We start from the raw sequence: 17,198 nt of genomic DNA on the forward strand, positions 1-17,198 counted from the left end.
CGCATGTCCACAGCTCTCGCGCCTCCCCGGCCACCGTTGCCCGGCCACCGCTGATCCGGTGGCTCGCCGTCGTCGCGGTAATGCTCGGCATCTTCTCGATCGTGACCACCGAGATTCTGCCGATCGGCCTGCTGACCTCGATCGGAGCCGATTTCACGATCTCCGACGGCTTGGCGGGGCTGATGATGACCCTGCCCGGCCTGCTGGCCGCGATCGCCGCGCCCCTGGTGACCGTCGCCGCCGCGCGGATCGATCGCCGACTGTTGCTGTGCGGATGCACGTTATTGCTGGTGTTCGCCAATGCGGTGGCCGCGCTCGCACCGGAGTTCTGGGTGGTGCTGGCCGCCCGCGTGCTGATCGGGATCACCATCGGCGGTTACTGGTCGATCGCGGCCGGACTGGCCGGCCGATTGGTGCCCCCGGAGTCGGTGCACCGGGCGACCGCGGTGATCTTCTCCTCCGTTCCGCTCGGCTCGGTGCTCGGCGTGCCCGCGGGCACCTTCGTCGGCGATGTCGCGGGCTGGCGGGCAGCGTTCGTGGTCTTGGGCCTGCTGTCCGCCGTGGTGCTGGTATTGCTCGCGGTCGCACTGCCCGCGCTGCCCGCCGAGCAGGCCCTTCGCCTGACCACGCTGCGCATCGGTCTGCGCGGTACTGGCATCCGAATCGCTTTGCTGGCAACGTTTTTCGTGGTGATCGCGCAGTTCGGCACCTACACCTACGTCACGCCGTTCCTGGAGCAGGTCACCGAGGTGAGTGCGGGCACGATCACGCTGTTGCTGCTGATCTACGGTGTGGCGGGCATTGCCGGGAACTTCCTCGGCGGCACCCTGCTCGGCCGTCCCCGTCTCGCGCTCGGCTTCGCGGCGAGTGCGATCGCGACCGCGATGCTGCTGCTGCCGTCGCTGGGGCGCTGGGAGTTAGGTGCGATCGCGCTGCTCATCGTGTGGGGTATCGGATACGGCGGTGTGCCGGTGGTGCTGCAGACCTGGTTCGCCGACGCGCTGCCCGATGCGCCCGAGGTGGCATCGGTGCTGTTCACCGCCTCGTTCCAGGCGACCTTCTGTGTCGGTGCGCTGGTCGGCGGAGTGATCGTGGATCGGACGTCGCCCGGGACGGTGCTGCTCTGCGGCGGTGCGACCGTACTGCTCGTATTGCTCATTACCTCCGGAGTAATCGACGCGCGCCGGGTGCGTCGGGCAGGCTGACTTCATGATCGATGAGGTGGGCACCAAGCTCTTTCACCAGTCCATGCCGTTCACCGAGCGCCTCGGAGTCGAGGTGCTCGAACACGGCACCGAATTGGTGCGCAGTCGGATCGCCTGGGACGAATCGCTGTGCACGCTGGGCGGAGTGCTGCACGGCGGGGTGCTGATGTCGCTGGCCGATGGGACCGCCGCGGTGTGCGCGTTCCTGAATCTGCCCGAGGGCAAGCAGGGCACGACGACCGTCGAATCCAAGACGAATTTCCTGCGGGCCGTGCGTTCCGGCTATGCGACCGCGACGGCGCGACCGCTGCACGCGGGACGGTCGTTCATCGTGGTGGAGACCGAAATCCGTGACGACGCGGACAAGCTGGTCGCCAAGGTGACCCAGACCCAAGCCGTCCTCTGATCCCTCACTTCACCAATGTGAACTGCATGACATCGATGTGCCCGCTGCGGAAGTACCGGGCACATCCGGTGAGGTATTTCAAATATCTGGCGTAGACCTCCTCCGAGGCGATCCGCACCGCCTCGTTGTGATGGTCCGCCAGCGCGTGCGCCCACTGATCCAGCGTGCGTGCGTAATGCAGGCGCAGCGGCTGGATCCGTTCGGTGCCGAATCCGGCCTGCCCGGCCAGGCGGGTGACCTCGGCGGGCTGGGGCAGCTGCCCGCCGGGGAAGATCTCGCGCTTGATGAAGATGTGGAAAAGCGCGGCCTCCCTGGTCACCGGAATATTCATGCGACGCAGGTCGTTGAGAGAGTGGCCGATGATCGTATGCAGCAGCATCCGCCCATCGGGCGGGAGCATGCGGTAGCAGCGCTCGAAAAATGCCGGGTACCGCTCGCGGCGGAAATGTTCGAACGCACCGATGCTGACGATCCGGTCCACACCCCCGTCGAACTCCTCCCAGCCCTGCAACTGAATCTCGACGCCCGCCACACCGCGCCGATCGATCTCCGAGCGGACGTGCTCGTACTGATTGCGGCTCAAGGTGAGGCCGACGGCCTTCACGCCGTAACGCTCGACCGCACGGAACATCGTTGCGCCCCAACCGCATCCGATATCGAGCAGGGTCATCCCGGGCCGCAGATCCAGTTTGCCGAGCGCGAGATCGATCTTGGCGAGTTGGGCCTGTTCGAGGGTCATATCGTCGCGCTCGAAGTAGGCGCAACTGTAGGTCATCGACGGGTCGAGGAATAGCCGGTAGAAATCGTCGGAGACGTCGTAGTGCGATTGGACTTGCTGGTAGAACGGTTCGAGTTCAGCCATTGCAGCTCCTGCCTTCGGTCGGTCCTGGCCGGATATGGACTGATACGAGACACGCCGCCGAGCCGTTCGCACGAGCGGCTACCGATATGAAAACGTGGCCTGCTCCGTTCGCTGTGACCGAGCTGTGACCATTGCACGACAGCCGTTGGACGATGTATCCTCGGGCCTGTCCTTGTGGATGTTGGTATCTCGGCCGATCAGAGCCGAACTCCCGCAAGATCTCTCAACTTCCCGACCACGATGGTGGTCCACCTCGCTCCCGGAGCCCACAGGGATATTCACCGCAGCGAGCCCAATCGCCGCTGCCTCACACGGCCGTTCGCCGTACCCCATGCAAAGGAAAAACCATGAAAGACAACACATTTCCCGTATCACAAGACGGGGACGCGGCGGCCGAGACCGCTCAGCACCCCGTACGATCCGTCAGCGGCATCCTCGATATCGCCGACAACCGCGCCGCCACCCTCCGGGTCGACGGCTACCTCCCCGGCCCGCGTGACGCGCACGTGCCGCCCCGATTCATCCGCGAATTCGGTTTGCGCCGTGGTGATTTCATTATCGGCACCGCCGAACCCGGACGCAGCGGCAAGCTCGACCCGCTGGTCCGCATCGAATCGGTCAATGGACAGGATACCAACCGTGTCGCTACCCGACCCAACTTCGAGAGCCTCGTCCCCATCTACCCCAACCAGCGGCTGCGCCTCGAGACCGAACCGCATGCCATGACCACTCGGGTCACCGATCTGGTCATGCCCATCGGCAAGGGGCAGCGCGCACTCGTCGTCGCACCGCCCAAGGCAGGCAAAACCTCTGTGCTGCAAGCGATCGCGCACGGTATCGCGAAGAACCACCCGGAGTGCGAACTGATGCTCGTACTGGTCGGCGAGCGTCCCGAGGAGGTTACCGATCTGGCCAGGTCGGTACCCGCCGACATCGCCGCCGCCACCTTCGACCAAACCCCACGCGAGCAGATCGCATTGGCCGAACTCGCCATCGAACGTGCCAAACGCCTGGCCGAAATGGGCCGGGATGTCGTCGTACTGCTCGACTCGCTGACCCGTCTCGCCCGTGCGTACAACAACGCCGCCCCGTCCTCCGGGCGGGTACTCTCCGGTGGCGTCGATGCCGCCGCGCTCGCGCCGCCGAAGAAATTCCTCGGCGCCGCACGCAATTTCGAGAACGGCGGCTCGCTCACCATTATCGCCACCGCCCTGGTGGAGACCGGTTCGCTGGCCGACACCGTAATCTTCGAGGAGTACAAGGGCACCGGCAACGCCGAGCTGAAACTGGACCGCGCGACGGCGAGCCGCCGGATCTTCCCTGCCGTCGATATCGCGCAGTCCAGCACTCGCAAGGACGAATTGCTGCTCACCCCGGCCGAATTGGCGGCCACCCAGCTGTTGCGCCGCACCCTCGCCGCGGTGGACGGTCAGCAGTCCACCGACCTGCTGCTGGAGGGCCTGCGCCAGGCTCCGACCAATGCGGAATTCCTGGCTCAAATCGGCGCCAAGCGGCACTGATCCGCTTGACACGTCTCCATTAAGGCTCCTTTAAGGCCCTGTCAAGCTCTCCGAGGAATATTTATTACAGCCCGATCGGGCCTGTCTTCGGAGGGGGAGACAGGGCCGGTCGGGCTCTCGTCGTATTCGGTTCGGGCTCAGCCCAATTCGGTGGTGAACAGCTCGGCGGTGCGCCGCCACGAATCCTGGGCGGCGGCTTCGTCGTACGGTTCCCGGCCGGGGAAGAAGAAGGCGTGCTTCGCGCCCGGGTAGACCACCGATTCGTGCCGCACACCGGCCTGATTCAAGGCCGCCTCGACTTGTTCGCGTTGTTCGGCATCGATGACGTGATCGAGTTCGGCGAAGAACAGCAGCAGCCGCACATCACCCTTGGCAATGGTTTCGGTCGCGGCCAGCAGCGGCTCCGGCCTGCTCAGCGCGGTGCCCGCCGTGGTCAGCCAGCCGGGGTAGAAAATGGCCGCGGCATCCAGGTCCAATCGGGTGGCTGCGAAGTAGGCCAGATGGCCGCCGAGGCTGAAGCCGAGCACACCGGTCTTATCGGTGGCACCGCCGTGCTCGCGGGCATAGGCGATGGCGGCCCGGAAGTCGGCCTCGACACCGTCGCGGGTGAGCTCACCGAGCAGACCGAAGGCACGCGTCCGGTTCTCATCGGTCTCGGCCAGACCCGCAGCCGTCTCCGGACCCGAGCGGTGATAGACGTTCACCACGAAAGCCACATAGCCGAGCTCGGCGACCCGATCGACGATCCGCCGCGCATCCTCGGTGAGTCCCCACAACTCGGCGCCGACCAAGACGGCCGGAAATGTGCTGTCGCCCTCCGGGCGCGCCAGATAGCCGGTCAGCGATGAGCCGTCCACATCGAGGTCGAACTGCCGAGAAACGATCTTGTAGGTCATGGAAAACAGCCTATGGCCGTACGTGGTGTGCGGCACCTGGTGCAAACTTCAACGCACCGCCGTCTTCGGCCAGACGTGGGCGAGGCCAAGCAGGTGCCGGAGTTCGGCATCGAAATCGTGCGCGGTCATGGGCAGTCGTGGACCGGATCCGGACCGCGGACCTCGTGCCCGTTGGAGGATACCGGCGCGGACGCCCACGCTATTGCGCTGTGACGACCGCAGGTCATGCCAGAGCAACTGCCACGTGTCGGTGTCGAAATCGTGGGCTATTCGCGGTAAGGCCGGTGCACGCACCGGTCTGTCTTCGGCGGAGCTGCAGTGGACGCTCGGGGGGTATACAACAGTACTGGCATACCGAATTCGGTATGCCAGCAGCATGTTTCGCGGATCAGCCGAGCAGGACGAGTGCGGCCGCGCCGAGGAAGATGAACTGCACCACGGTGCGCAGCGGCAGCGGCATGGTCTTGATGCCGATATCCGCCCGTGCCGCACGGATATTCGCCGGGAACATCACGATCAGCAGCAGGATCAGGCCCGCGGCAGCCAGTTTGGCGACGGGCGGGATCAAAAGACCTATTGCGCCGCCGATTTCGAGCAAGCCGGTGAAGGTCACCCAGCCCGCCGGATTGGGCAGCCGCGGCGGCACCATGGCGATCAGTGCGCCGCGCTTGGGCTCGACGAAGTGCGCGCTCGAGGTGAGGGCGAACATCGCGGCCAGTCCGAGTGCGGCGGCGTGCGGCCAGGAGTCGAGCCAACCGAGGTTGCCGAGCCAGCCGATGAACCGAGCGAGTCCGGCGATGACGATGAGTACAACCAGCGGTGCCATCAGAGTCTCCTGTGGGGTCGAGCACCAATCTTGACAGTGGCTAGATTAGGCCTGAGCGGGAAACTTGTCAATGACTAGATTTTGGGCGACCATCGAGACATGGCGAAGAGCGGCTATCACCACGGCGATCTGCGGGCCACCATCCTGGCCGCGGCCGCCGATCAGATCGCGACCGACGGTGTCGACGCGGTATCCCTGCGCGGGCTGGCCCGCCGGGCCGATGTCTCGCACGCGGCCCCCGCGCACCACTTCGGTGATCGCGCGGGACTATTGACCGCACTTGCCATCGAAGGTTTCGACCTGCTCGCCGAGCAGTTGGCCGCGGCCGGACCGGAATTCCGCGAGGTCGCGGTCGCCTACACGCGCTTCGCCCGCGAACATCCCGGCCATTTCGATGTGATGTTCCGGCGCGAACTCCTGCACGCCGACGACGAGCGCCTGGTCGCCGCCCGCACCGCGGCGGGTGCGGCGCTGCGCTCCGGAGTCTCGGTCATGCAGCCCGACAACACCGTTGAGCAGCAACAAGCCACCCGCCTCGCCGCCTGGTCGCTGGTCCACGGCTTCGCGGCCCTATGGCGCGAAGGGGCACTACAGGATTCGACGCTCGGTGACAGCTCCGATCCGGAGACCCTGGCCCGCCGGATGGTCGCCACCGTCCACTTCGAATGACCACGGCCCGTTTGCCTTTGGCCGTAAATTCTCTGGCATGGATATCCACGCCTACCCCACCGAGGCGAGCACCCCGGTAGATCTCGCCGAGGCACAACGCCTTGCCGACCACTACCTGTCCACCGATGACGGCATCAGTAACCTGCTCACCGAATTCGACGCGGGGTTCACCGTCGTCGCCATCTTCCCGCCCCCACCGGGAATCGACCCGCACAAACCCCCACTACCCCCGACCATCGGCGGTTCGGTCTGCGTCATCGACAAACCCACCGGCGCCATCTCCTACTGGCCCACCTACCCCACCCCCGTGATCGCCGAACAGTACACGCAGGCAATGCAATCCGGCCGCCTGATCATCGAGGATGGTTGGCCGGAAGACGACTGAGGTGTACCCCGAGCCGGGTCGGGTACCGCACTTCTCCGAAGACCCGACGATCGAGCGGTTTGTCCCGCGGATCGCGGTGACCGGAAGCTCGCTCGGCTTCAGTGGGATTCGGCTGGGGAGGACACGGCCGCGGGCTAGGTGAGGTGGGTGGTGATAGTGGTGTGGTCGGCTTCGGTGGCTGGAAGTTGTAGGACCAGAAGGAGATCTGGGTTTTCTACCAGGCGGAGTTGGAATAGTTCGAGGTTCATGGGGCCTGCTTCGGGGTGGTCGATCGCGATGGTGGCGGCACGGAAGTCCTGGACCGGATATTCCGACCACCAGGTGCGGAATTCGGGGCTGACTTCGGTCAGGGCGGCGACGATGGCGGTGAGGCGGGGGTCGTCGGGGCGGCGGCCGACGAGGGCGCGGAATTGGCTCAGGACTGCGCGGGCCGCTGGTTCCCAGTTGCGCATGGCGGCGCGGTTCCCCTTGTGGGTGAACATCATCCAGAGCATGTTGCGGCGGTCCGGGTCGAGTTCGGCGGGGTCGACGCGCAGGCGGGTGTAGGCCTGGTTCCAGACCACGAAATCGAAGTGGCCGTCGTGGATTACCGCGGGGCTGGGCATCATCGAATCGACCAGACGTTGAAGACGGGACATGGCCGCGCCGGGCTGGGCCGCGGCGACCGGATCGGCGAGACCGGCCAGGCGACGCAGGTGGCGGTGTTGTCCGGCATCGAGTCGCAACACCCTGGCCAGCGCGTCGACCACCTGCGGGCTCGCCGCGATCTTGCGCCCCTGCTCGAGCCAGGTGTACCAAGTGAGACTTACCCCGGCCAACTCAGCAACCTCTTCGCGACGCAGGCCCGGGGTGCGCCGCCGCCCCGGGATCAGATCCCCAGGCAGACCGACATCGGTGGGCTGCAACCGGGAGCGGTGCGCCTTGAGAAAGTCGGCGAGTTCGGCGCGATGCTTGTCGGTCATCGAGATCCCTTGTGGGTTGTACGTTTGCCGAGTTGGACACTCGGAGTGTCCAACCGACATCTCACCCCCGCCACCCGAGCCAATTCTCGCGGCGCAGGCCAGGCGACTCGGCACACTCTCCACCCTGGTCGCTGAGCTCGGTCCAGCCTTGTCACCGAACTCGGCAGCCGCGCCCCACTCCTGGAGCCTTGCGCCGCAGATGCCTGCCGAAGTCGCGTCGCTGGATGTGCGGAGAATCCAGTCGATCCCGCGAAATCTGTTGTGCCGCAGGCGTGATGACGGGCGGTGCGCTAACGCGCGCCGCCCGAGGTGGGGAACCGAACCGCTGCCGCGAGCACCCCCATGCACTCTCGCCTAGTCAGTGCCCGGCGGTGAGGGTGTCTCCGTACAGCTTGGACACATGAAGCCTGATCACCAGTCGCTTGTCCTCGACCATGTTCGCCAGGAAAGTCGCTTCGTCCTCGGGGTTGTCGAATTCGGGGAACATCGAGAGCATTTCGCGGCCGGTGGCATCTCCGGGAGTAGTGCTGACGGGGGAGATTTCGGCCGCGCCCTCGGCGACCGCGAAAGTGAGCTGGTCAGCGCTGCTCACATAGAGCGCGGCACGCGGATCCCGGGTGAGCTGGCGTACTTTGACGCGATCGGCTGTCGAACCGATCGAGATCATGCGTGTGGCCGAATCCCATCTGTAGGCAACCGTCGACAGATGCGGGTGCCCGTCACGCTTGATCGTACCCAGCGCCCCCAGCCGATTAGCGCCGAGAAAACGCTCCAACCTCTCTGCGGAGAGTCGTGTCGGCGGCGCTCCGCGGCCTGGCTCGTACGAGGTTTCATGGTTGTCGGTCACGGGCTGTCCTCCGCTGTCATGGTGCACTATTTGTAACTAAGTGCATGATCTGTCACCAGCACGTTCAGCGGAAGGAGGCACTTTCATGTCCCAGGGGCACATTGATGTTCCAGCGCAGGTGGAGGCAATCGGTGTTGGCGAAGCTGAGGGCTCATCCATCGACAAGGCGTGTTCGGTGCTGGAAGTGCTCAACCGGATCAGCGGCAAATGGGCTATCGGCGTCTTACTGCTGACCACGCAGCGTCCGATGCGCTTCACGCATCTCGAGCGCGAAATCAAGGGTGTCAGTCGCCGAATGTTGACGCTGACCCTCCGCAACCTCGAGCGCGACGGTCTATTGGTCCGGACGGTCTATCCAACAGTGCCGCCCAGGACCGAATACGAAGCGACACCGATGGCCCGAGAGCTCTATGAGACGCTGCTGGTGTTGACGGGCTGGGCCGATCGTCACCGACACGAGATCGATTCGGCGCGTCGGGTTTACGACGAGCAGTCGACATCCCGGGCAACGTCAACAGGATCACCATGATCAAACGCCGGATGTTGACAGCATCAAACCTGCACTCCGCCAACGAATCCCACCTGACTCCGCATGTGGGTAGCAGTATCGGTAACAGGACCGCGCCGCCGCCCGTCTCTAGCGTCGAGTGCAACAGGAGATCGAGAAACGATCACCCAGCACAAGGAGTTTGGCATGACGGGCAGAAAAGGACCGGTTCTCGTGATCGGCGCGACCGGACAGCAAGGCCGAGCGACCATGGCGCAGCTACTCGAACGCGGTTGGGAAGTACACGCATTCGTGCGCGATCTGGAGTCCCCCGCGGCGCACGCATTGCGCGGAAGCGGTGCCAATCTCATCGAAGGCGATCTCGACGACATCGCGTCGGTGCGGGCGGCCATGGACGGCGCCTACGGCGCCTTCCTGATGCTGACCATGATGACCGGCGCGCACATCACCGCCGAGGGTATTGCGGCCGAAGAGCGGCGGGGCAAGGCGGTGGCCGAGATCGCCGCGGCGTCTGGCATCGAGCATTTGGTGTACAGCTCACTGAAGGGTGCGGGCGCGAATTCAGGGGTCGAGTACTACGCGGCCAAGGAAGCGATCGAGGCGCACATCGAATCGCTGGACCTTCCGGCCACGGTATTGCGTCCGGTCTTCTTCATGGACAATTTCAACTCGTACAACCGCCCGGTGCTCGACGCGGACGGGCTCGTATTGAATCTCGCTGTGCGAGCGGATATTCCGGTATCACTGATCTCGGTTCACGATATCGGCGGCTTCGCCGCCATCGCCTTCGACCGGCCCGCGGACTTCCTCGGCCGCACGGTCCCCATCGCAGGCGACCGGCTGACTCCGCCCCAGATCGCCGAAACCTTCGGCCGCACAGCAGGATTACCCGCCCGCAGCTTCCAGGTGCCGATCGAACAGGTCCGCGCATTCGACGAGCAGGTGGCGAAGATGTTCAGCTACTTCAACGAGCGGCCCGACGAACCGCTGGATCTCGCGGCGCTGCGGGCGGAGCATCCGAAGCTGATGGACCTGGCAACCTGGCTGCGCGAAACAAACTGGAAGCCCTGAAATCCACCGCGCGCATCGCGCCCGTGCCCCACTATCGACCGAGAATGTATTGGTGGCGGCAAACATCGCCCCTCCACCATCACATTCTCGTCCGATGCTTTCGATAGTTATCCGCCGACCGTTCAGTCATCCGCGACCCGCGCTGCGGGCCTATGAGATGTCGGCCAGGTCGAGAACGGAGTTGGGGTAGGTGATGCCATCAGGGATGGGGGCGTCGGCCTGGTTCATCAGAAGGTCGCATTTGCGGCGGGCGATGACCCACGATCCGTTCTGCTGAATCAATCGGTCACGGTAGAGCGTTCGTGACCGATTGATGAGTTTCGGTCGATCGCGCATCGTCCACTCGACGAATCCGTAACAGGTCCCCCAGATACCGTCGGCGTCCGCACCGACGACGTGATTGGTCATCGTGTGCTGGATCCAGGTGCAGTCGTCGTGGAACGGCACGAAGAACTCCAACCAGTGGTCGATCCCCGAGAACGGCATGCCCGGGTACTCCGCAACGACGTCGGGGGTGAACAGCGCCCGAAAGAGATCCCAGTCGCGCGTGTCGATCGCACGCGCGTATCCGTTCTGCAATCGCATCGCTTCGATCGCGATATCGGCCAGCTCGCTGCTCGTCATCTCAGCCTCTCCTGGTGCTCCGCTTGTTCCAGCGAGCAAACAGTATACCCATTTTTACTCTTTGGAGACTATTCAGCAGTTTGCGGACTTCAGCCAAGCCAGCGAACACTGCACGCCCCGGAACGGACCGGATCCGCCCTCGCGCTGGATGTCCGAGTGGTCGCCCGAACAAGATCAGGTGGAATCCATGGCGGCATCGCCCGAGACACCCCCGCCCCCAGTTCCACCTGATCTTGTTTCCTACCCCCGCCATATCATTACACTCTTATTGATAAGATTACGGTCCGAGATAGAGACGTTCACACGGAAGCCTCGGGTAGCCGCTGGTGTCGCAGAGGTCGACGGTGACGGCGTCGATGTAATGCTGTGTCTGGTGCTCGCGTACGAAGATCAGCGCTGCGGCGAGGCAGGCGGCGAAGTCGAATCGGGCACCGTGCAGGAATACACTCAGATGCACATCGGGCTCTTCTGGGAGCGGAGATATGTGCTCGCTCATGGGTTCTCGTTGTCGACAACGCTGACCGGCACGATATCGATTGCGTCCTCTTCGTCGCTGCGGTCGTAGTCCGCGCACCAACCGTCTTCATCTACCTCGATGATCCCGTCGGCGGTGTGGCGGAGTATGACGCTGTCGACCGGGGCGAGTGCCAACTTCTCTGGCGTGTGTTCGTGGAAGACCGCGAGCAACGCGGCAACCGACGGCGCGATCTCGGTCCTACGTTGCCGTTCAACCTCACTCATGGCGCACAACTCCGATACCGCGGGCCTCGAAGTCGGCACGGTCGTCGACGACCCGCACACCGGCCCACGGGCACGGCTGCGGATTCGGCATGACCGGCGAATGGTCATCGAGGCGGCCGTCGACAAGAGGGACCATGCCCGCGCACAGCTGTGATGGACATGCCACCGACACCAACTCCCCCGTCTTGCGGCTGAACATTCCGATCCCGCACATGGACAGCTTTATCCATGGGCCACAAGCACATTCAGGCATGCGCCGCCCTCCGTTGGATAGGCTGACCGGCACAAGCGCGGATCGCGTCGATCACGACGAGACCGGAAGGCCGGAATGTGCATCGAGGCGGCTCGACCCAGCGCCGGAACTCGACACATTGATCTGTTGGCGAGGGAAGCGCGACGGTTCCTCCGGTCCGTACCACGGAGACATTGAGCCGGAACATCTCCGCGAACAAGCGCACGTCATCGGGTATGTCCGGTCTGATGAGAAAGCTCCAGCGACCCGAGCGCGGATGCGACAGAATCGGACCGATATCCGAATCACGCTGCTGCATATGGAATTTGACCGCTTGTCCGAGATGCGCGGGCATGATCAGCGCCCAGACATGCTCGGCTTTCATAATGATTCGGCCGAGGTGGGGTGGGTCGATCGTCGCGGGCAGATCACACACCCGCCGATAGAAGTGACAGCGGGAAACGGGGGTATCACCAAAAGCTTTGTGGTCCATCGCTTTTAGACCTCGGCTTGGTTGAAGTGGCTTGGGTACGCCCGGCCCCTTGAAACCCTGGGGAGTAGGAAGTTCTCTCCGGGCGCGTATTCAGGACACCACTCGACGCGCCGAAGCTCTACGGTCCAGAGGGAACTTTCCAACGAAAACCAGCAAAGTTCCACATTGGCTGTCAGTCTGGTTCCAAACACAACCGGATTCTTGGAGGGGCAAGACAGATGGCTACAGGTTCGACGCTGCCGAGGCGTTTGCTTGGGCGCGAGCTTCATGATCTGCGGGAGAACGCTGGTATCACCATGGACGTGGCCAAAGCGGCCATCTCCGTTGGCAAGCAAACGATTTGGCGGATGGAGACCGGGCAACCCGTGCGCCTGCGACTCATCGATATCGAAAGGCTGTGCCAGGTCTACGGGGCAACCGAGGAGAAGACCCAAGTGCTGCTCGGACTGACCGAGGAAGCGCAGGGCAAAGGATGGTGGCACGCCTACGGCGATGCCATCCCGAAGCACTTCGATCTCTTCGTCGGACTCGAACAGGCGGCTAATCGGCTGACCACGTATCAGTCAGCTCTGATCCCTGGTCTCTTGCAAACACCCGAATATCGCCGTGCGGTGCTCTGGACGGAGTTCCCCAACGTCGAAACAGCGGAGATCGAGCGGCGGGTGGAGCTGTGGTCCCGGCGGCAAGCTCGGATCACAGATGATGAGAATCCAATCAAGTTGGATGTCATCGTGGACGAGTTGCCGTTGCGTAGACCGATTGGGGGACCTGCGGTAATGGCGGCTCAACTCCAGCATCTTGCCGAAGTCAGCCGGTTGGACAATGTGTCGGTTCGAGTCGTTCCAGCTTCAGTGGGCACGCACATGGGGCTGCTGATCGGTACGTTCGTCCTGCTCGAATTCCCGAAACATCCGACAGCCCACCTCACTGAACCGCCGATCGTGTACGTCCAGGGGTATACCGGTGCGCTGTATCTCGAGAAACCCGAGGAAGTACAGCAGTACCGAGACGCATACACTCGGCTACAGCGTTCGGCATTGGATGAGGCCGCCAGCCGACGCCTCATTCTCGAGATTGCAGAGGAGTTGACCCGGTGAGTATTGATCTATCGGGGGCACGGTGGTTCAAGAGCAGTCGCAGCAGCGGCAGTCAGGACTGTGTAGAGGTCGCCTTTCTCGATGGCAATGTCGTCGGGGTCCGGGACTCCAAGAATCCAGCTGGCCCAGCACTGGTCTTCACTCCTGCTGAGTGGGACGCATTCACTGCTGGTGTGAACAACGGCGAGTTCGATCGTGGGCGTTGACCTTTCCGGGGCGAAGTGGTTCAAGAGTAGCCACAGTGGCGGGGGCCAGGATTGCGTAGAGGTGGCACATCTGGACAGGGGCATGGTCGGCGTACGGGACTCCAAGAACCCGACTGGTCCCGCGCTGGTGTTCACTCCTGGCGAGTGGGAGGCACTCACCGCTGGCGTCAACGATGGCGAGTTCGATCGGCCCTAGCCGCTATGCTCGATAACATGAAGGCCCTCTAACCGAACTCCCGGTCGAGGGCCTTCTTGCTGTCTGCATGAGTGAAATCGGCTGCACGCGTGGCGATATCGAGGACGCCGCGTAGCCACGGGGTGTAGGAGTCGGGTGCCGCGGAGATATCTTCGAGCAACTCGGCGGGGTCGGCCCAGAGGCATTCGGAGACCTCGGGCGGATCGGGGCGGGGCAGGTCGTCGGATGTGACGCCGATCAGCACGTGGTCCCATTCGTGCTCCACCTGATTGCCGCGTGGGTCGGCGGCGCGGTAGCGGTAGATGCCCACCTCGGTCAACTCCGTGACCGCTAGGTTCAACTCCTCCATCAGCCGGATCGATGCCGCTGCCAGCACGTCCTGGTCCGGGGGCGGGATGGCCGCAGCAAGTATTCGAAAGTCGTTGCGGAAAGCGGGTTTTGACTGCGGCGCGACGTTGCAGCAAGATCCGTCCGGACGCGTCGTACAGCAATACCGAGAAGGCGCGGTGCAGTTGACCGGGCGCGCGGTGTGCCTCGGCCACGGAACGTGCTCCGATTGCGCGGCCGTGCTCATCGACCAGTTCGACGAGCAGAGTCTCACGATCGGTGCGAATCTCTGTGGTCATAATGATCGTGGCTCCATGGTCGCTCACCGTAGGCAGAACACGGCGGCCGCGGGCACGACGGCCGCCCAGGCAACGAGCGCGACCATGTATACGAACAGTTTCGCCTGCGATCGGACGAGCGGCATGGCATCGTCCAGCGGCTTGCCCCAGGTGCCGAGCTGGGTCCGGCCCAGGTAGCCGATAACGATCGACACGCCAACGGCATACACGATCAATGTCCAGGTGAATCCCGCCATGGCGACGACGGATCCGGCCACGAGTGCGGCGCCGACGGTGACCCGCGTCATCGACTCGAACAGCGAGACGCGCAGACCGAGCGCGACCACCGAGGTGCGGAATCCGTGCTCGGTGTCTTCCGGAATGTCTTCGGCGGTGTTCGCGACGAAAACTCCGGTGGTCGTCAGACCCAAGCCGAGAATGGCGATGAGCGCGGGGATTTCGATCGGTCGGTCGTACAGCCGGAGCACGACCACGCCCGGAAAGACCATGGTCATGAGGTAGGTCCAGGGGATCTGCCAGAATCCGGCGGCTTTGAAATGCCAAGGTGGCAGCGAATATTCGAGCAGCAACAGGGTTCCGACCGGAATGATCAGCAGCAGATCGAGATGCCAGGTCGCCACGGCGAGGTAGACGGCCGCGACACCGATGCCCGCGGTGGTGAGGTAGATCTGCCAGGCCACGAATCGCACGCCGAGATCTCGAACCATGCGGGAGAACTTGGATTTGTATTCGACGTCCACCCAGCGATCGGCCAGGCAGTTGGCGACGTGCAAGAGTTGAATTGCGGCGGCCAGCATTACCGCGGCCACGATCATCGGCGCCGACCAGATCTCGGCTCCGGTGTGCGCGCTGAACAGGACATCGGCCACCATGACCGCACCGGACATCGGCGCGATTTCGGGGCGGGTCAGCCACAGCGCGTAGTTGATCTTCGTGCGCAGCGGCAGCGGACGCCCCTCCTCGCCGGGGCCCGCGGTGAAGATGCGGCGTAACTGTGCACGCAACGAGGCTTCCCCGCCGCTGACTGTGGTGGACATCAGGTCTGCTCCTGCTGCGCATGTCGACGTGCTCGGGCGATACTGCGGCGGAAGAACGGCCGGGACAGGTCCTCCGGGAGATTGGCCCATCGCATGAAGAAGGCGGTCAGCGGATCCACCGTGATGTGATGGCGGCCGCGCTCCAGGCCGCGCACCGCCGCTTCGCCGACCTTCTCGGCGGGCATCGGCTTGATCGAACCGGTAATGGCCTTGGTCTCGGCCGGTTTGCGCAGGTTCTCCCTGGCCAGTCCGGGAGTGTCGGTGTCGGCCGGGTACAGCACGGACACCGTCACTCCGGCCGGCTCGACTTCGTAGCGCAGGCACAGCCCGAGCTGGCGGACGCTCGCCTTGGTCGGCCCGTAGCTCGAATATCCGGGGATGCCGAGGAAGGCCGCCGTCGAACTGGTCAGCAGGACACGCCCTTCGCCACGTTCGACCATGCCGGGCAGTACACATCGAACGGCATTGACCGAGCCGAGATAGTTCGCATCGCTCTGGATGCCGAATTCATCGCTGTCGATATCGAGGAACAGTCCCGGCAGGGTGAGCCCCGCGCAGCAGGCGATCACCGCGCAGGCGCCGTTGCGTTCCTCCAGTTCCTTCATGGCGACCGCCAGCCCTGTTCGGTCGGTGACATCGGCGGTGCGCCAGTCGGCCCCGATCCGCTCGGCGGTGGCGCGCAGCGGCGCCTCCCGCCGAGCGATGACCGAGACGCGCGCGCCGCGCATGGCGAACGCGGCGGCCACGGCGGCTCCGATGCCATCGGAGCCGCCGGTGACGATTACATGCTTATCCGTCCAGCGCACAGTCATTTTCAGTTCCCGCCAGGTACGGCGAGCTCACCGAGACGGTCGCGCCAGGCGTGATAACTGGTGGCCGTGCCGTCTTCCGGTATGCCGACGAAGGCCTTATCGATCAAGGCCGCGGCCTCGTCGATGGTGCGGCCGGTGTAGGTCCGCACCGCGACCTCGGTATGCGGGGTGGCGCTGTCGGCCTGCTGCCGGATCTTCGCGACCATGGTCGATCCCGCCGCCAACTGCTGGTGGAACTGCGGCACCAGGGATCGGATCGCTTCCAGGTCGGCGACTTCCACACCACCAGCGAAGGTAGTCGCGATGCCGATGCCGTTCCACAGGTCGGCATGCCTGCTCGGGTCGAACTCCGCGATCCGCGACGCGACACCGTCGACCGAGCCGCCGCCGATGAACCAGAGTGCGCGCCCGATGCCCTGATCAGCAGCCCGTTTCAACGGTGCGGTATCCCCCATCCAGGACGGGTACCGCTCGTCGACGTGCTGGCGGTCGATGTATTTCTCGGTTCGGAAGAAGGCGTTGTAGAAGCCGTATCCGTCGATAGCGAGCCAGCGGTACACCGGATGCTTCGGAAAGACCTTCTTCCAAATCGGTTTCGGAATCTTGCCCATCGCCAGACCGACGCCGACATACATGGTCAGGTCGTGTTTGGCCGCGGGTCCGGTGAACAGGTCCGCGGCGCGATGGCTGAACGGGGTGATCGAGTCGACGGCCGCGAGACCCGTTGCGGCGCCTTCGAATGCGAAGCCCTGGTACTGCTCGGGCAGCTGTTGGATCTGCTCGATCAGCTCCGCGTTGTTCTTACTGCATACGGCGACGTGGATGCTGGTGGACAGGTGGGTGGCGACCCGCTCCAGTTCGGCGGCGGTCGCCGGGCTCGGTGGCGCGAAGCCGGGCCGTTTCAGCGGTTCCTGCTCGATATTCGTGCCGAGCAGGGTGGAGCGAAGTGGTCCGATCAGTGATGGCATACGACCTCG

22 protein-coding genes and 1 pseudogene are annotated in these 17,198 nt (G+C 64.1%); 10 read left to right on the top strand and 13 right to left on the bottom strand.

The genetic code is table 11. From position 1 onward, the window contains the following. Nucleotides 1–1,205: MFS transporter (locus ON44_RS24120; protein WP_373283202.1), on the top strand; the 1,205-nt coding region annotated here is incomplete at its 5' end. A gap of 4 nt (nucleotides 1,206–1,209) precedes the next feature. Continuing rightward, entirely contained in the window at nucleotides 1,210–1,611 is a 402-nt protein-coding gene (locus tag ON44_RS24125) for a PaaI family thioesterase (RefSeq protein ID WP_040693984.1), read from the top strand. Between the two features lie 4 nt (nucleotides 1,612–1,615). On the opposite strand, the gene ON44_RS24130 is transcribed toward ON44_RS24125, so the two are convergent. Continuing rightward, complete coding sequence (locus ON44_RS24130; RefSeq protein ID WP_040693985.1) at nucleotides 1,616–2,473, bottom strand: cyclopropane mycolic acid synthase family methyltransferase; 858 nt, start codon at nucleotides 2,471–2,473, stop codon at nucleotides 1,616–1,618. Nucleotides 2,474–2,886: 413 nt separating this feature from the next. Here ON44_RS24130 and ON44_RS24135 point away from each other — a divergent pair. Next, nucleotides 2,887–3,993: pseudogene (locus tag ON44_RS24135) on the top strand (transcription termination factor Rho, short form); the annotation flags it as partial. A gap of 137 nt (nucleotides 3,994–4,130) precedes the next feature. Here ON44_RS24135 and ON44_RS24140 read toward each other — a convergent pair. Both ON44_RS24140 and ON44_RS24145 read right to left on the bottom strand, forming a co-directional pair. Next, nucleotides 4,131–4,889 (bottom strand): dienelactone hydrolase family protein, encoded by a 759-nt coding sequence (locus ON44_RS24140; protein ID WP_040693987.1) that lies wholly within the window; start codon nucleotides 4,887–4,889, stop codon nucleotides 4,131–4,133. Between the two features lie 388 nt (nucleotides 4,890–5,277). After that, on the bottom strand, nucleotides 5,278–5,715 hold the full coding sequence (locus ON44_RS24145; RefSeq protein WP_040693989.1) for a DoxX family protein: 438 nt from the start codon (nucleotides 5,713–5,715) through the stop codon (nucleotides 5,278–5,280). A gap of 99 nt (nucleotides 5,716–5,814) precedes the next feature. On the opposite strand from ON44_RS24145, the gene ON44_RS24150 reads away from it, so the two are divergent. Both ON44_RS24150 and ON44_RS24155 read left to right on the top strand, forming a co-directional pair. Then, nucleotides 5,815–6,384: a TetR/AcrR family transcriptional regulator gene (locus tag ON44_RS24150; protein WP_040693991.1), complete on the top strand. Its 570-nt coding sequence runs from the start codon at nucleotides 5,815–5,817 to the stop codon at nucleotides 6,382–6,384. A gap of 37 nt (nucleotides 6,385–6,421) precedes the next feature. Continuing rightward, a complete protein-coding gene (locus ON44_RS24155) occupies nucleotides 6,422–6,769 on the top strand; it encodes an SUKH-4 family immunity protein (RefSeq protein WP_040693993.1) in 348 nt (115 codons plus the stop codon). A gap of 134 nt (nucleotides 6,770–6,903) precedes the next feature. Here the strand turns inward: ON44_RS24155 and ON44_RS24160 are convergent, their stop codons facing one another. Together ON44_RS24160 and ON44_RS24165 are read right to left on the bottom strand one after the other, a co-directional pair. Next, nucleotides 6,904–7,731 carry a helix-turn-helix transcriptional regulator gene (locus ON44_RS24160; protein WP_040693996.1) on the bottom strand — a complete coding sequence of 276 codons (828 nt, stop codon included), beginning with the start codon at nucleotides 7,729–7,731 and terminating at the stop codon, nucleotides 6,904–6,906. Between the two features lie 358 nt (nucleotides 7,732–8,089). Then, on the bottom strand, nucleotides 8,090–8,578 hold the full coding sequence (locus ON44_RS24165; protein WP_040693997.1) for a TIGR03618 family F420-dependent PPOX class oxidoreductase: 489 nt from the start codon (nucleotides 8,576–8,578) through the stop codon (nucleotides 8,090–8,092). Nucleotides 8,579–8,663: 85 nt separating this feature from the next. Between ON44_RS24165 and ON44_RS24170 the strand changes: the two genes are divergently transcribed. Beyond that, complete coding sequence (locus ON44_RS24170; RefSeq protein WP_040694000.1) at nucleotides 8,664–9,107, top strand: winged helix-turn-helix transcriptional regulator; 444 nt, start codon at nucleotides 8,664–8,666, stop codon at nucleotides 9,105–9,107. 165 nt (nucleotides 9,108–9,272) lie between these two features. Further along, on the top strand, nucleotides 9,273–10,157 hold the full coding sequence (locus ON44_RS24175; RefSeq protein ID WP_051182386.1) for an NmrA/HSCARG family protein: 885 nt from the start codon (nucleotides 9,273–9,275) through the stop codon (nucleotides 10,155–10,157). 150 nt (nucleotides 10,158–10,307) lie between these two features. On the opposite strand, the gene ON44_RS24180 is transcribed toward ON44_RS24175, so the two are convergent. The 4 genes from ON44_RS24180 to ON44_RS50425 form a co-directional block, all read right to left on the bottom strand. Then, nucleotides 10,308–10,781 carry a nuclear transport factor 2 family protein gene (locus tag ON44_RS24180; RefSeq protein ID WP_040694002.1) on the bottom strand — a complete coding sequence of 158 codons (474 nt, stop codon included), beginning with the start codon at nucleotides 10,779–10,781 and terminating at the stop codon, nucleotides 10,308–10,310. Nucleotides 10,782–11,058: 277 nt separating this feature from the next. Beyond that, complete coding sequence (locus ON44_RS24185) at nucleotides 11,059–11,277, bottom strand: hypothetical protein (RefSeq protein WP_040694004.1); 219 nt, start codon at nucleotides 11,275–11,277, stop codon at nucleotides 11,059–11,061. Next, a complete protein-coding gene (locus ON44_RS24190; RefSeq protein ID WP_040694006.1) occupies nucleotides 11,274–11,522 on the bottom strand; it encodes a hypothetical protein in 249 nt (82 codons plus the stop codon). Before ON44_RS24190 ends, ON44_RS24185 begins: the two co-directional genes overlap by 4 nt. Then, entirely contained in the window at nucleotides 11,515–11,775 is a 261-nt protein-coding gene (locus ON44_RS50425) for a hypothetical protein (RefSeq protein WP_157187278.1), read from the bottom strand. The genes ON44_RS24190 and ON44_RS50425 overlap by 8 nt, the downstream gene beginning before the upstream one ends. Before the next feature lie 690 nt (nucleotides 11,776–12,465). Between ON44_RS50425 and ON44_RS24200 the strand changes: the two genes are divergently transcribed. From ON44_RS24200 to ON44_RS24205, 3 genes are read left to right on the top strand one after another with little or no spacing between them, the layout of a single operon-like run. Next, nucleotides 12,466–13,344, top strand: coding sequence for a helix-turn-helix domain-containing protein (locus ON44_RS24200; RefSeq protein ID WP_040694011.1), 879 nt, complete (start codon nucleotides 12,466–12,468; stop codon nucleotides 13,342–13,344). Continuing rightward, the gene (locus ON44_RS48530) at nucleotides 13,341–13,550 is read left to right on the top strand and encodes a DUF397 domain-containing protein (protein WP_083898106.1); all 210 of its coding nucleotides are present in this window, start codon (nucleotides 13,341–13,343) and stop codon (nucleotides 13,548–13,550) included. The genes ON44_RS24200 and ON44_RS48530 overlap by 4 nt, the downstream gene beginning before the upstream one ends. Then, entirely contained in the window at nucleotides 13,540–13,746 is a 207-nt protein-coding gene (locus ON44_RS24205) for a DUF397 domain-containing protein (protein ID WP_040694013.1), read from the top strand. Before ON44_RS48530 ends, ON44_RS24205 begins: the two co-directional genes overlap by 11 nt. Nucleotides 13,747–13,774: 28 nt before the next feature. On the opposite strand, the gene ON44_RS52770 is transcribed toward ON44_RS24205, so the two are convergent. From ON44_RS52770 to ON44_RS24225, 4 genes are all read right to left on the bottom strand, one after another. Then, nucleotides 13,775–14,122: an NUDIX domain-containing protein gene (locus ON44_RS52770; RefSeq protein ID WP_245567310.1), complete on the bottom strand. Its 348-nt coding sequence runs from the start codon at nucleotides 14,120–14,122 to the stop codon at nucleotides 13,775–13,777. 273 nt (nucleotides 14,123–14,395) lie between these two features. After that, nucleotides 14,396–15,409, bottom strand: a complete 1,014-nt coding sequence (locus ON44_RS24215; protein WP_040694014.1) for a UbiA prenyltransferase family protein — start codon at nucleotides 15,407–15,409, stop codon at nucleotides 14,396–14,398. Then, nucleotides 15,409–16,221, bottom strand: a complete 813-nt coding sequence (locus ON44_RS24220; RefSeq protein WP_051182387.1) for an SDR family oxidoreductase — start codon at nucleotides 16,219–16,221, stop codon at nucleotides 15,409–15,411. The genes ON44_RS24215 and ON44_RS24220 overlap by 1 nt, the downstream gene beginning before the upstream one ends. A 2-nt stretch (nucleotides 16,222–16,223) precedes the next feature. Next, nucleotides 16,224–17,189, bottom strand: coding sequence for a DUF1702 family protein (locus ON44_RS24225; protein ID WP_051182388.1), 966 nt, complete (start codon nucleotides 17,187–17,189; stop codon nucleotides 16,224–16,226). Between the last annotated feature and the right edge of the window lie 9 nt (nucleotides 17,190–17,198).

Source organism: Nocardia vinacea NBRC 16497, assembly GCF_000308835.1.
GTDB classification, from domain to species: Bacteria; Actinomycetota; Actinomycetes; order Mycobacteriales; family Mycobacteriaceae; genus Nocardia; species Nocardia vinacea.